Source organism: Conexibacter sp. CPCC 205762 (genome assembly GCF_030646155.1).
Lineage (GTDB): Bacteria > Actinomycetota > Thermoleophilia > Solirubrobacterales > Solirubrobacteraceae > Conexibacter.
This window is the reverse complement of record NZ_JAUTDN010000014.1, coordinates 38,838-52,155: the sequence shown is the minus strand read 5'-3', so window position 1 is coordinate 52,155 and position 13,318 is coordinate 38,838. Positions and strand designations below refer to the sequence as shown.

At 71.9% G+C, this 13,318-nt stretch carries 12 protein-coding genes; 5 read left to right on the top strand and 7 right to left on the bottom strand.

Annotation, left to right across the window (positions count from 1 at the left end; genetic code table 11):
* Nucleotides 1–85: 85 nt before the first annotated feature.
* The gene (locus Q7L73_RS13195) at nt 86–562 is read left to right on the top strand and encodes a hypothetical protein (protein ID WP_304690069.1); all 477 of its coding nucleotides are present in this window, start codon (nt 86–88) and stop codon (nt 560–562) included.
* On the opposite strand, the gene add is transcribed toward Q7L73_RS13195, so the two are convergent.
* The gene (add, locus tag Q7L73_RS13190) at nt 559–1,554 is read right to left on the bottom strand and encodes an adenosine deaminase (protein ID WP_304690068.1); all 996 of its coding nucleotides are present in this window, start codon (nt 1,552–1,554) and stop codon (nt 559–561) included. The genes Q7L73_RS13195 and add overlap by 4 nt on opposite strands.
* Before the next feature lie 62 nt (nt 1,555–1,616).
* Between add and rsgA the strand changes: the two genes are divergently transcribed.
* Nucleotides 1,617–2,669 (top strand): ribosome small subunit-dependent GTPase A, encoded by a 1,053-nt coding sequence (gene rsgA, locus Q7L73_RS13185; RefSeq protein ID WP_304690067.1) that lies wholly within the window; start codon nt 1,617–1,619, stop codon nt 2,667–2,669.
* A 10-nt stretch (nt 2,670–2,679) separates the two neighbouring features.
* The gene (locus Q7L73_RS13180) at nt 2,680–3,258 is read left to right on the top strand and encodes a GNAT family N-acetyltransferase (protein ID WP_304690066.1); all 579 of its coding nucleotides are present in this window, start codon (nt 2,680–2,682) and stop codon (nt 3,256–3,258) included.
* On the opposite strand, the gene Q7L73_RS13175 is transcribed toward Q7L73_RS13180, so the two are convergent.
* Both Q7L73_RS13175 and Q7L73_RS13170 read right to left on the bottom strand, forming a co-directional pair.
* Complete coding sequence (locus Q7L73_RS13175) at nt 3,228–4,148, bottom strand: hypothetical protein (RefSeq protein WP_304690065.1); 921 nt, start codon at nt 4,146–4,148, stop codon at nt 3,228–3,230. The two genes, Q7L73_RS13180 and Q7L73_RS13175, sit on opposite strands and share 31 nt — an antisense overlap.
* An 82-nt stretch (nt 4,149–4,230) precedes the next feature.
* Entirely contained in the window at nt 4,231–4,623 is a 393-nt protein-coding gene (locus Q7L73_RS13170; protein ID WP_304690064.1) for an Rrf2 family transcriptional regulator, read from the bottom strand.
* An 87-nt stretch (nt 4,624–4,710) separates the two neighbouring features.
* Between Q7L73_RS13170 and Q7L73_RS13165 the strand changes: the two genes are divergently transcribed.
* Nucleotides 4,711–5,040, top strand: coding sequence for a VanZ family protein (locus Q7L73_RS13165; protein WP_304690063.1), 330 nt, complete (start codon nt 4,711–4,713; stop codon nt 5,038–5,040).
* On the opposite strand, the gene Q7L73_RS13160 is transcribed toward Q7L73_RS13165, so the two are convergent.
* Complete coding sequence (locus Q7L73_RS13160) at nt 5,037–6,131, bottom strand: HDOD domain-containing protein (RefSeq protein WP_304690062.1); 1,095 nt, start codon at nt 6,129–6,131, stop codon at nt 5,037–5,039. The two genes, Q7L73_RS13165 and Q7L73_RS13160, sit on opposite strands and share 4 nt — an antisense overlap.
* A gap of 158 nt (nt 6,132–6,289) precedes the next feature.
* The gene (gene gltX / locus Q7L73_RS13155; protein WP_304690061.1) at nt 6,290–7,624 is read right to left on the bottom strand and encodes a glutamate--tRNA ligase; all 1,335 of its coding nucleotides are present in this window, start codon (nt 7,622–7,624) and stop codon (nt 6,290–6,292) included.
* Nucleotides 7,625–7,633: 9 nt separating this feature from the next.
* On the opposite strand from gltX, the gene Q7L73_RS13150 reads away from it, so the two are divergent.
* Nucleotides 7,634–8,491 (top strand): deoxyribonuclease IV, encoded by an 858-nt coding sequence (locus Q7L73_RS13150; protein WP_304690059.1) that lies wholly within the window; start codon nt 7,634–7,636, stop codon nt 8,489–8,491.
* Nucleotides 8,492–8,615: 124 nt separating this feature from the next.
* Here Q7L73_RS13150 and dnaE read toward each other — a convergent pair whose 3' ends face one another.
* Together dnaE and Q7L73_RS13140 are read right to left on the bottom strand one after the other, a co-directional pair.
* On the bottom strand, nt 8,616–12,143 hold the full coding sequence (gene dnaE, locus Q7L73_RS13145) for a DNA polymerase III subunit alpha (protein WP_304690058.1): 3,528 nt from the start codon (nt 12,141–12,143) through the stop codon (nt 8,616–8,618).
* Nucleotides 12,144–12,198: 55 nt separating this feature from the next.
* Complete coding sequence (locus Q7L73_RS13140) at nt 12,199–13,305, bottom strand: alpha/beta hydrolase (RefSeq protein WP_304690057.1); 1,107 nt, start codon at nt 13,303–13,305, stop codon at nt 12,199–12,201.
* Between the last annotated feature and the right edge of the window lie 13 nt (nt 13,306–13,318).

Here is a 13,318-nt window from a genome sequence, read left to right as displayed (position 1 = left end):
ATGGGCCGCCCGAACCACCTTCGCATGGGGTCGCGCTCCGCGGTTCTCGTGCTGCCCTGAACACCCGCGCACCCACCTGCTCGCCATGACCCTCATCTCCATCGCCTCCTCCTTCGCGATCGTGCTCGGCTTCGCCGGGACCCTGCCCCACATCCGCACGATGGTGCGCAGCCGATCGTCGAACGGCCAATCGCCGACCGGCTGGCTGATCGGCATCCTCGTCAACGTCATGACCGGCTACGTCAACCTCGCCGGCCTCGGCGCCGTGATGCTCGGCGTCGGCAACGTGATCGCCGGCAGCTTCGCCGCAGTCGCGCTCTTCTGCGTGATCCGCTACCGCTCCGGCGAGCCGGTCATGCCGGCCGCGGCCGAGGCCGCCGCCGCAGCCGACGCCGACGTGCGCCCGCTCGCGACCGTCCACGAGCTGCCGACCGGCGAGTTCACGGCGATAAAGACGCTGATCGACGAGGAGCACGCCCGTCGCGAGTCGTTCCGCGTCGACGCCGACGTCGCCGAGCGCGCCTTCGCCGACCTCGGCGAGCCGGTCGCGGTCGCGGCCTAGCCCCAGCGGTGCGCGGCGGCGACGTCGCGCAGCCGCTGCTTCAGCTCCGGCTCGCACAGCGCGCCGGCGATGCCGGCCTCGAACAGCCCTTTGGGGTCGGCGCCGAGCGAGCGGGCGGCGGCGTGCTCGTCGTCCAGCTCGCAGTCGAAGAAGGTCGGGTCGTCGGTGTTGACGGTGACCGGCACGCCGGCCGCCAGCAGCTGCGGCAGCGGATGGTTCGCGACGCTGTCGGTGACCGACAGGCAGACGTTCGACAGCACGCAGACGTCGAGCACCATGCCGCGGTCGGCCAGCTCGCGCACGAGGCCGGGGTCCTCGACCGCGCGCACGCCGTGACGGATGCGGTCGGCGTGCAGCGTCTCCAGCGCGCCGCGGATCGAGGCCGGGCCGGCCGTCTCGCCCGCGTGCGGGACTGAGCCGATCCCGCCCTCGCGCGCGATCGCGAACGCCGGCGCGTACGGCTCGGGCGGGAACTGCGCCTCCGCGCCGCCGAGGCCGAGCGCGACGACGCCGCGGTCGCGGTGGGCGACGGCGAGGCGCGCGGTCCGCTCGGCGACGTCGAGGTCGACGCCGCGCGTGATGTCGGGCGTCAGCCGGACCTCGATCCCCAGCTCCTCGCGCGCCTGCTGGACGCCCGCGCAGAAGCCCTCGAAGACGGTCTCCAGGTCGATCCCGGCGGTCAGCTTGTCGGTCGGCGAGAAGATCGCCTCGAGGTAGACGGCGCCGCGCTGCTGCGCGCGGCGGGCGTAGTCGAGGACCAGCTCGCGGTAGTCCTGCTCGGTCTGCAGCGCCGGCGTCGTCGCGAACCATGACTCGATGAAGTGGTCGAAGTCGCGAAAGCGCATGAAGGCGCGCAGCTCCTCCGGCGTGCCGACCGGGAGCGCGAAGCCGTTGCGTCTGGCGGCCGCCAGCAGCAGCTCCGGCGAGACGGCGCCTTCGAGGTGGACGTGCAGCTCGATCTTCGGGTAGGGCGCGGCGCCGTCGGTCGTCATCGCGCAACCCTAACATCGCCGTGTCAAGGTTCTGCCGCCAGCTTCCGCTACGCTCGCCGGCAGTGACCGCTTTTCCCGCCGGAATCGGCCGGCGCGACGACCTCGACGCCGAACTGCAGGCCGCGCGCGAGGCGCTCGGCGAGGAGCGGCTCGTGCCGGCGCGCGTGCTCTCGCAGCACAGCGGAGTCTGGCTCGTGGCGGAGCCCGGCAGCGACGCCGCGCCGCGGCTGGTGCATGCGCGCGCGAAGGTCAGAGGCGAGAGCGACGGCCCGCCGATCACCGGCGACTGGGTCGTGCTCGACGGCGGCGACGCGATCGCAGCCGTCCTTCCCCGTCACGGCACGGTCGTCCGCCGCGCCGTCGGCGAGGGCCGCGCCGACCGCCAGGTGCTGGCGGCGAACGTCGAGCTGGCGCTGGTCGCCGAGCCGCTGCCGGAGCCGAACGAGCGGCGCGCCGAGCGGCTGGTCGCGATCGCCGGCGCCGGCGAGGTGCCGGTCGCGCTGCTGCTGACGAAGGCCGACCTCGACCCCGACGCCGACGCGACCGCGCTGCGGCTCGGCCGCGCGATCGGGATCGCCGACTCGATCGCCGTCTGCTCCAAGAGCGGCGACGGCGTCAGCGCCGTCCGCAGCCTGCTGCCGCCGGGCGCGACCGCCGTCCTGCTCGGCCCTTCCGGCGCCGGCAAGTCGACGCTCGTCAACGCGCTGCTGGGCGAGGAGCGCCAGGCGACCGGCGAGATCCGCGAGTCCGACGGCCGCGGCCGCCACACGACCGTCACGCGCGAGCTGCTCGCGCTCCCCCACGGCGGCCTGCTGATCGACACGCCCGGCATGCGCGAGGTCGGCATGTGGGACGGCGGCGTCGACGACACCTTCGAGGACGTCGCCGAGCTGGCCGCCGGCTGCCGCTTCTCCGACTGCCAGCACGACAGCGAGCCCGACTGCGCCGTCCGCGGCGTCGTCCCGCCCGCGCGCCTGGAGGCGTGGCGCAAGCTCTCCAGAGAGCAGGCCTGGATCGACGACAGACGCGCCGCCGCCAGAGCCCGCGAGTCCAGAGGCCGCTTCTACGAGCGCGTCCAGCGCGAAGCGCGGCGGGTCAAGGGCGGGGACGAGTGAGCCGCGCTCCGTGGCGCTGACGCTGCGCCCCGAGCGGCCGGAGGATCTGGCCGGCGCGCGCCGCGTGCACGAGCTGGCGTTTCCGACCCACGCCGAGGCGCGGCTGGTCGACGCGCTGCGGGACGAGCGGGCGCACGTGCCGGAGCTGTGCCTCGTCGCACTGCGCGGCGATCGGGTCGTCGGGCACGTCGTCTTCAGCCGCGCGCGGCTCGTGCCCTGCGGCGCCACGTCCGGCGCCGATCCGGCCCGCGGCGCAGCCGCCCCTGGCCAGGTCCCGCTGCTCGTGCTCGCCCCGATCGCGGTCGCGCCGGAGGCACAGCGCGCCGGGATCGGGTCGGCGTTGATTCGCGAGGCGTTGCGGCGCGCGCCGGCAGCGGCGCCGGGCGTGCCGCTGATCTCGCTGCTCGGTGATCCCGCGTACTACGGCCGCTTCGGCTTCGAGCGCGCCGCGCCGCTCGGGCTCCGCGCGCCGTTCGAGGTCCCGGACGCTGCCTGGCAGGCGCTCAGGCTGCCGGCGTACCCGCCGCCGGACCGGCCGCGGCCCGAGGGCGTCGTCGTCTACGCCCAGTCGTTCTCGAAGCTCACGTAGCGGTACGGCTCGACCAGACGGGCGCCGCGCAGGAAGGCCGCGACGCGGTCGCGGTTCGGCTGTGGCAGGAGTGCCTGCAGCAGCAGCGCGGCGCGCTCGCCCGCCAGCGGCGGTTCTGCAGCGCGCTTGCCGGCCGGCGGCGGCGCCGCCGCGACGGCTTCGCGCAGCCGCCGCTCGTCGACCTCGACCCCGTCGGCGAACGGGACCTGTGGCGCGAGCGACTGCAGCAGCACGAGCCCAGCGACCGCCTCGGGCGCAGCCGCGAGCAGCTCGAAGGCGGCGCCGAGGTGCGCGACCGGCGCCGTCGTGAGCGCGCCTGTCGCGCGTGCTGCGCGCGCGGCGGCGAGCGTCTCCGGCTCGATCGTCCAACCGGGCCGGCTGCCGAGCCGCACGAGGTGCAGCAGCGCCTCGGGTCGACGGTGGAAGCCGCTGGGGTCGCACAGGCGGACGCGGCGAGCCGCGAGGTCGCCGCTCGGGTCGTCGATCTCGCCGTCGAGCGTCAGCCGCGCCGCGCGCACCGTCAGCACGGCGTCCGACCAGGCGCCGACGGAGATCTGCCGCAGCCCGAGCACGTTCGCCGGCGGGCCCGCCCAGGCGTCGGCGCGCTCTCCCGGCAGCACGCGCAGCTCGATCTCCGGCGACGTGAGCGCGCGCAGCTCGGCGACGTCGCACCAGTCGCGGCGGATGACGTCGCCGCGCAGGCGCGCGCGCAACTCGCGCGCAAGCGGAGCCGCCGGGCCGTCCCAGGTCAGCACGAAGCGCAGCGGCTCGCGACCGTCGAGCAGGTCGATCAGCGCGTCGCCGGTGACGGCGACCTGTGGGATCGCGCCGGCGATCGCGGGCCCGCGGCGGCCGTCGCGGAGCGTCTCCGCCGTCGGCGAACGGAGCACGGCGAGGAGCCGCCGGCCGGCGGCTGACGCGGCCACCGCCGCGATCGGGTCTGCGGCAGCGGCTCGTGTCACGAGGCTGCGCTCAGATGTAGTACATCGCCGCGCCGGCGTCGCGCGCTTCGCGCTCGATCACATCGGCGACGGTGGTCTGCGCGAGCACGGCGCGGGCGGCAGCGGCGGCTTCGGCGAAGACGCCCTCGGAGTCGGCGCCGAAGGAGCCGTCGAGCAGCTCGACGATCTCCAGCACGGTGATCTCGCCGGGCTCTCTGGCGAAGCTGTAGCCGCCCTTGACGCCGCGCTGCGATCTCAGCACGCCCGCCCGGCGCAGGACCGCGAACAGCTGCTCGAGGAACTGGACGGGGATCTCGCGCCGTCTCGCCAGCTCGGCGATCGGGACCGGGCCGGAGCCGCCGAGGCGTCCCAGCTCGGTCAGGGCGCGCAGCGCGTAGGGGGATTTCGTCGTGATCGAGAGCATCGGGCGTTCCTTACCATCCACGAGGATATGTCACGGACGCGACGGCTTGCGCACTGGATCGGTCGACTTGCTCCTCCGATCGCGCTGATGGGCCTCATCTACTACCTCTCGGCGCAGCCGAATCTGAGAACCGAGCTGGGCACGATCGACCTGATCGGGCGCAAGTTCGTGCACATGGCGGAGTTCGGCCTGCTGTGGCTGCTGTGGCTGCGCGCGCTCGGCTGGAGCCGCGGCGCGGCGATCGCCGCCGCCGTGATCGCGATCGGCTGGGCGATCGGCGACGAGTACCACCAGACCTTCGTCGACGGCCGCCAGGGCGCCCCGCGCGACGTGCTGATCGACAGCGCCGGCGTGCTGATCGCCGTACTGCTGTGGTACCGCGTCCCGCACGTCAGGCGGGTCCTGCGGGTCGCTTAGATCCAACCCCGCTCGGTGGCGATCAGGACCGCCTGGGCGCGGTCGACAGCGCCGAGCTTGCCGTAGATGTTGTGCAGGTGGGTCCGCACGGTGCTGGTCGACAGCTCCAGCTCGTGCGCGATCTGCTTGTAGACCTTGCCCTGGCCGAGGCGCTTGAGCACCTCGGTCTCGCGGGCCGACAACGGGCAGGGGTCGAGCGCGCGCTGGCGCACGCCGTTCTGCGGATACGGCAGGTCGTACATGACCGAGCGCAGCTCAGCCGGGCCGATGCCGACCAGGCGCGCGGTCGACAGCATCTCGCTCGGGGAGACCGAGTCGCCGTGCCCGTAGTGGGCGAGCATGTCCGCGAGCCTGACGAGCGCGGCCTCTCCGTCGGCGTCCTCGCTGTGGTGGCGCTCGATCGTCGAGGCGATCGCCTTCGGCAGCCCCCAGCGGCGCGCGAGCACGCCGCCGACGAGCGCGTGGTCGACGCCCAGCTCGCGGCGCTCGCGATGGATCCGCTCCTCCGGCGTCTTCGCGTCGCCGTGGACCTGGCGCGGGTAGCCGGGGTAGGCGTGGGCGAGCACGAGCTTGCCGATGTCGTGCAGCAGGGCGGTCACCATCAGGCGGTCGCGGTCCTCGTAGCCGAGCTCGGTCGCGAGCCGGTCGGCGGCGCGCTGGGTCGCGACGCCGTGGAGGCGGAAGCGCTCCGGCGTGCCCTCCCAGATGCCGCCGCGCTCGAAGAAGTCGAAGGTGCGGGCGCGGCTGGCGAGCGCCTGCACGGCGGCCGGCGACAGCACGCTGACCGCCTTCACGACCGAGTCGACTCTGCCCCGAGACCTGCCGTCGACACGGTTGGCGAGCCGCAGCGTCGCGATCGCGAGCGCGACGTCGGACTCGACCGCGTTGACGATCTCGGCGGTCGCCGGGCGCTCCTGCGTGAACAGCCGCAGCACGCGGTTGCGCGACTCGGCCAGCACGGGGAACGCCTCCAGCGCCTCGAAGGCGGCCGTCAGCCGGCGCCCGTGCCCCTCGTTGTGGTGGCGCGGGAAGCCGGCCTCAGCGGTGGCGGCGGGCGATGTCGAAAGAGCGGTCAAGGTGGGTTGCGTCATCGGACGATCTCATGTTCCTCGCTCCGCAAGACGGTTGCGAGGGGATCGTCAGCTCAGCCGCAGCCGCTGTCCCGATCCGTTCAGGTTATCGGCAGGCACGGGCGCCGAGTTGAGGCCGAATCGCCTTGACAGACTGTCGAATCGTCGTTGACGCGCTGTCAACCGACCCGCGCGAGCGCGGCGTCGATCCGCTTCAGCGTCTCCTCGCGCCCGAGCAGCGCGACCGACTCGAAGATCCCGGGCGAGATCGTCGAGCCGGCGAGCGCGACGCGGACCGGCTGGAAGACGTGCTTCGGCTTCCAGTCGTTCGCCTCCAGCAGGCCCCGCAGTGCGGCCTCGACGCCGTCCTGCGTGAACGGCTCCAGCTCCGCCAGCGCGGTGCGCGCAGCGCGCAGGCCGTCGACCGAGCCCTCGACGCCGAAGGTCTTCTCCCACGCTCTGGCGTCGTCGCCGGGGCCGTCGAAGAAGAAGCCGGCGAGCGGCCAGAAGTCGGCCAGCGTCTGGATCTTCTCGCGGCTGATCTCGACCGCGCCGCGCAGACCGGAGCGGCCGGTGAACGCCTCCAGGCGCTCGGTCAGCTGCTCGACGCTCAGCTCGCGCAGGTAGATGCCGTTGATGTGGCGGAGCTTTCTCTCGTCGAAGACGGCCGGCGACTTGGAGATTCTCTCCAGTCTCAGCAGTCTCGCCAGCTCCTGCACGGTGAACAGCTCGCGCTCGGGGTCGAAGCCGGCGCCGAGCAGCGCGACGTAGTTGTTGACCGCCTCCGGCAGGTAGCCCTGGTCGCGCAGCTCCTGCACCGAGGCGGCGCCGTGGCGCTTGGAGAGCTTCTTGCCGTCCGGGCCGTGCAGCAGCGGCAGGTGGGCGTAGACGGGCGCTCTCTCCCCCAGCGCCTCGAACACGAGCAGTTGCTTGGGGGTGTTGGAGAGGTGGTCCTCGCCGCGCACGACGTGCGTGACGCCGGCGTCGAGATCGTCGATCGCGACCGCGAAGTTGTAGAGCACCGAGCCGTCGGCGCGGGCGATCACGGGATCGTCCATATGGACGTGCTGGAAGACGGCGTCGCCGCGGATCGCGTCGTGGACGACGGTCTCGCCCTCGTCGGGCACGCGCAGGCGGATCGCGCCCTCCTGCTCGGGCGTGCCGCGGTAGCCGCGGTCGTCGCCGTGCTGCGCCTTCCACGCTCTGACGTCGTCGCCGGTCGCGGTCGTGCGGTAGGCGTGGCCGGCGTCGAGCAGCTGTCTCAGCGCCTCCTGATGGCGCGCCTCGTTCGCCGTCTGGAAGACCGGACCCTCGTCCCAGTCGAGCTCGAGCCAGCTGAGCGCGTCGAGGATCTGCTCGACGTTCTCAGGGGTCGAGCGTTCGCGGTCGGTATCTTCGATCCGCAGCACGAGACTGCCGCCGCTGCCGCGCGCGAGCAGCCAGTTGTAGAGCGCCGTGCGCGCGCCGCCGATGTGGAGGGCGCCGGTGGGAGAAGGAGCGAAGCGAACTTTCATGGAGTCTGCATGCTAATCGGCACTCACGTCTCGCAGGCCGGCGGTCTCGACAAGGCGGTCGCGCGCGGCGTCGAGAGAGGCTGCGAATCGATCCAGATCTTCAACCAGTCGCCGCGGATGTGGAGACCGACCGCGTACGGCGAGGACGACTTCGCCGCCTTCAGAGCGGCGCTCGAGGAGTCGCCGATCAGAGCGGTCCTGATCCACGCGGTCTATCTGATCAACTGCGCCTCCGAGGATCCGGAGATCCGCACGAAGTCGCTCGCCTCGCTGAAGCAGTCGCTGTACGTCGGCGACGCGATCGGCGCCGATGTCGTGCTGCATCCCGGCTCGGCGCTGAGAGGCGAGGTCGGGCCCGCGATCAGACGCGCGGGCGAGGTCTTCGCGGAGGCGCTGGCGGAGACCGACCACAGCCTGCTGCTGCTGGAGGACACGGCCGGAACCGGCGGCACGCTCGGGCGCTCGTTCGAGGAGCTGCGCGACCTGATCGGCGCGGCCGGCGGAGGCAGACGCCTCGGCGTCTGCCTCGACTCCTGCCACCTGCTCGCGTCCGGCTACGACGTCCGCACCAACGACGGCCTGACCGACACCCTCGACCGGTTCGACGAGATCGTCGGCCTCGACCGCCTCGGCGCGATCCACCTGAACGACTCGCAGACGCCGCTCGGCTCCAACCGCGACCGCCACGCCAACCTCGGCGAGGGCGAGCTGGGCGTCGAGGGCTGCATGGCGTTCCTGTCGGAGCCGCGCTTCGAGCAGATGGCGGTCGTGCTGGAGACGCCCGGCCCGGACAAGAAGGGCACCTCCGCCGAGGAGATGGCGTTCGCGTTCAGACTGCGCAGAAGAGGGCTGAAACAGCGCAAGTGACAGCCCGTCCGTCGCCGCGTGAGCGCGGCCGGATCGTGGATGCTGGGCGCGATCCGATCCCGTGATCAGACCGGGTCGTCTTTGAACGGGATCGGATCGTGTCCAGCGCCGCGAGGCGGTTCGCTCACGCGGCGACGGGCGCTGCCACCATGGCAGCGCCGAAGTGATGCTCCAGCTCGGCCTGCAGGGCCGCGTTGCGGGCGACTCTGAAGGTCGGGCCGAGGCGGAGGGTGCGGGGGCCGTCGGAGGTGTGGATCTCCAGCAGCACCGGCGACTCGCCCGGGAAGTTCTCGATCACCGACTTGAGGTCGTCGATCGCGGTCGCGCGCAGCGCGGTCGCGTCGAGCCGCAGGCGGAAGGCCGGAGGGCCGACGGGGATCTTCGCCGCCTCCTCCTCGGCCGCGGCGACCTCCTCCTCGCTGGGCGCGAACAGCTCCGCGTCCTGCACGACGATCGTCGTCTTGGAGGCGTCCTTGTGGTCGACGCGGCCGCGCAGCGTGATGACCGCGTCCATCTCGAACGCCTCCTCGGAGGCGGCGAGCGTTCTGCCGAAGATCAGCAGCTCGACCTGGCCTTCGAGGTCGTCGAGCGTGGCGAACATCATGTGGTCGCCTCTCTTCGTCCGCAGTCTCTTCGTCTGCACGATGATCCCGCCGACGGTGACCCAGTCGCCGTCCTTTCTGTCCGGCAGGTCGGCCAGCGCGCAGTCGACCTTCGCGCGCATCGCGGCGCGGACCGCCTTCAGCGGATGGGCGGAGATGAAGAGGCCGATCGACTCCTTCTCGGCCGCCAGCAGCTCGTTCTGGTCGTACTCCTCGAGCGGGATCGGCGGGTGCGTCGGGGCCGCGAAGGCCGCCGCGGCGCCGTTGCCGCCACCGCCGTCGTCGAAGCCGAGGTCGAAGATCGAGCCCTGGCCGATCAGCGCGTCCTGCTGCGCCTTCTGGCCGGCCGCCTGCGCGGATTCGAGCACCTCCAGCATGCCCTTGCGCGAGGCGCCGGTCGAGCTGAAGGCGCCGCACTTGATCAGCGCCTCGATCGCCTTCTTGTTGACCGACTTGTTGTCGACGCGCTCGCAGAAGTCCCACAGCGAGGTGAACGGACCGTCCTCCTCGCGGGCGCGCTTTATCCCCTCGACGGCCGCGTAGCCGACGCCCTTGACGGCGTCGAGGCCGAAGCGGATGTTGCCGTCGACGACCATGAAGTCGTGGTCGGAGAGGTTGACGTCCGGCGGCAGGATCTCGATCCCCATCTGCTCGGCCTGGGCGACGAAGAACGGGACCTTGTCCTTCGTGTCCATGACGGAGGAGATCAGCGCCGCCATGTACTCGGCCGGGTAGTTGGCCTTCAGCCAGGCAGTGCGGTAGGCGATCAGCGCGTAGCAGGCGGCGTGCGACTTGTTGAACGAGTAGTCGGCCGACTTCTCGTTCGTCGTCCACAGCCACTCGATCACCTGCTCCGGGATTCTCGAGGCGCGGCAGCCGGCGACGAACTCCGGCTGCAGCTGCGCCATCGCGGCGCGGTTCTTCTTGCCGATCGCCTTGCGGAGGTCGTCTGCCTTCGCGCCCGAGAACCCTGCCAGCTGCTTGGCGATCTGCATCGCCTGCTCCTGGTAGAGGATCACGCCCTTCGTCGATTCGAGGATCGGCCGCAGACGGTCGTCCGGGTAGGAGATGCCGTCGGGGTTGCGCTTGCCGCGCGCGTACGCGGGGATCTGGTCCATCGCGCCCGGGCGGTAGAGGGCGTTGAGCGCGATCAGGTCCTCGAGCTCGGTCGGTCTGACCTTCTTGAGCGACTCGCGCATGCCCTCGGACTCGAACTGGAAGACGCCGACCGAGTCGCCGCGGGCCATCATCTCGTACGTTCTGACGTCGTCGAGCGGCAGCGTCGTCATGTCCGGCCGCGTGCCCGTCGAGCGCTCGATGATGTCGAGCGCGTCCTCGATCACGTCGAGGTTGCGCAGGCCGAGGAAATCCATCTTCAGCAGGCCCAGCTCTTCGACGGGCTTCATCGAGAACTGCGTCACCGTGCGATAGACCTTGTCGCCTCTGTCGTCCGTGCCGGCGTCGGCCAGCTGCAGCGGGACGATGTCGGTCAGCGGGAAGCCGGCGATCACGACCGCGGCGGCGTGGATCGAGGAGTTGCGGACGATCCCCTCGAGGCCCTGCGCGACGTCGACGATCTGTCTGGAGACCGGGTTCTGGTCGACCTCGCCGCGCAGCGGCTCGCCCGGCTGAAGGCAGTCCTCGAACGACGGCGGCCGGCCCATGATCGGGTCCGGGATCAGCTTCGCGAGCTTGTCGCCGGCGCCGTAGTCGTGGCCGAGCACGCGGGCGGCGTCGCGCGTCGCGGCGCGCGGGAACATCTTGCCGAAGGTGATGATCTGCGCGACCGACTGTCTGCCGTACTTCTCGGTCACGTATCTGATCACGCGCTCACGGCCGCGGACGGAGAAGTCGATGTCGATATCAGGCATCGACACGCGCTCGGGGTTGAGGAAGCGCTCGAACAGCAGGTCGTAGGCGAGCGGGTCGACGTCGGTGATGCCGAGCGTGTAGGCGACGATCGAGCCGGCGGCGGAACCACGGCCCGGACCGACCGCGACGCCGTTCTCCTTCGAGTATCTGACGAAGTCCCAGACGATCAGGAAGTAGGCGTTGAAGCCCATTCTGTCGACGACCGCCAGCTCCATCTCCATCCGCTCGACCGCGTCGGCCGGCAGCGGGGTGCCGTAACGGCGGTGCATCCCCTCCATCACGAGGTTGCGCAGGTACGCTCTCTCGTCCTCGCCGTTGGGCGTCGGGTAGCTCGGGATCAGCTGGCCGCCGAGCGGGATCTCGACGTTGCAGCGCTCCGCGATCTCCAGCGTCGACGGCAGCGCGTCCGGCCACTCGGCGAAGGCGTCCGCCATCTCCTGCGTCGACTTGAGGTAGAACTCGTTCGTGTCGAACGTCATCTTCGGCTCGGCCAGCGTGCTCTTCGTCTGCACGCACAGCAGCGCCGTGTGATGGTGGTAGTCCTCGCGGCGGAGGTAGTGGACGTCGCCGGTGCCGACGAGCGGGCGGCCCAGCTCGCGGGCGATCTTGACGATCCCCTCGTTCGCCTTGTCCTGGTCCGCGATGCCGTTCTTCTGGACCTCGAAGTAGACGTTGTCGCGGCCGAAGATCTGCATCAGATCGTCGGCGTGTGCGCGCGCCTCCTCCGGGCGGTCGTTGATCAGCCGCTGGCAGAAGCGCGAGGCGAGGCAGCCGGTGAGGGCGATGATCCCCTCGGAGTGCTGCGACATGATCTCGAAGTCGACGCCCGGCTTGCCGCGGTGCAGCCCCTCCAGGAACCCGGTCGAGGAGAGCTTGACGAGGTTTCTGTAGCCGACGTCGTTCTGCGCCAGCAGCGTGAGGTGGTTGCGCTCCGTTCTGCCGCCGCGGAAGTGACGGTCGTCGACGACGTACACCTCGCACCCGAGCAGCGGCTTGACGTCGTGCTTCTTGCACGCCTTGTACATCTCGACCGCGCCGTTCATGACGCCGTGATCGGTGAGTCCGAGAGCCGGCTGGTCGAAGGCGGCGGCACGCGCGGCGAGCGCGTCGATCTTGCACGCGCCGTCGAGCAGCGAGTACTCGGAATGAACGTGGAGGTGGGCGCAGGAGGAACTCATCGGGACATGCAGAATAGGCGCCGCGCCGGACGCCGTGCGCGATCCCCGACGGCGTCTACGATCGCGGCGCGTCGGCCGTCGGCGGCAGCTCCGCGGCGGTCCCGGCGTCGGCGATCGTCGGCGGTTCGGGCGCGCTTTGAGGCGCCAACACAGACGTGGTGAAGCGCCCGATCAGATGCAGCGCGGTGCGGGCCGCCGGGGTCCCGCCCCACAGCGGCGGGACGTGCGGCTGGCGGTCGAAGACGTGCAGCTCCGCCCGCTGGCCGGCGGCCGCGACTCGCTCGGCGACGGCGCGCGACTCGTCCAGCAGCAGCTCGGTCGAGCCGACCTGCACGATCGCCGGCGGGATCGCCTGCCGCCACAGCTCGTCGGGGGCGAAGATCGGCGAGGCGCGCCAGTCGGCTGGGTCGCGCGCGAACGCCGGCGTCGTCGCGATGCGGGCGAAGCGGCGCAGCGCGGCCGGTGGGATGAACGGGTCCAGCAGCGCGTTGCCGGTGAACGAGTCGTGGCTGAGCGAGAGGTCGGCCCACGGCGACAGCAGCACCAGCGCGGCCGGGCGCGGCAGGCCGGCCTCGGCGGCGTGGAGCGCGAGGCTGAGCGCGAGGTTGCCGCCGGCAGAGTCGCCCGCGACGACGATCCGGGACGGGTCGCGGCCCGCGTCGAGCAGCTCGCGGTAGGCGGCGAGCGCGTCCTCGGTCGGGGCCGGCAGCGTCGCCTCCGGCGGGAGCCGGTAGTCGAGGCTCAGCGCGGCCATGCCGGTCACGTGCGAGATGCGCGAGACGAGGCTGCGATGGGTCCGCGGCGAGCCGAAGACGTAGCCGCCGCCGTGCAGGTAGAGCACGATCGGCGCGTCGGTGGCGGGGATGACGCTGTCGGCGGCGCGATCGCCGTCGCGCAGCGCGGCCTGCTCGCGGGCGCGCGGCGCCAGCACCCACTCGGCCGGGCGGTCTCCGGTGCGCGTCTGCTCGACGCGGGTGCCCTTCAGCACCGGCACGCGCTCGGTCGGGTCGGTGACGCGCTTGAGCAGCCGGATCCCGCGCGGGGTCAGCCGCCACGAGCGGGCGAGCGGGATCCAGGTGCGGCGCAGCGTCCGTTCGAGCGCGCGCGTCTGCTGGGCCGCGGGGCCGTGGTACACCTCGCCGAGTCTGACGGGGTCGGGCATCGGTGAGGCAGCC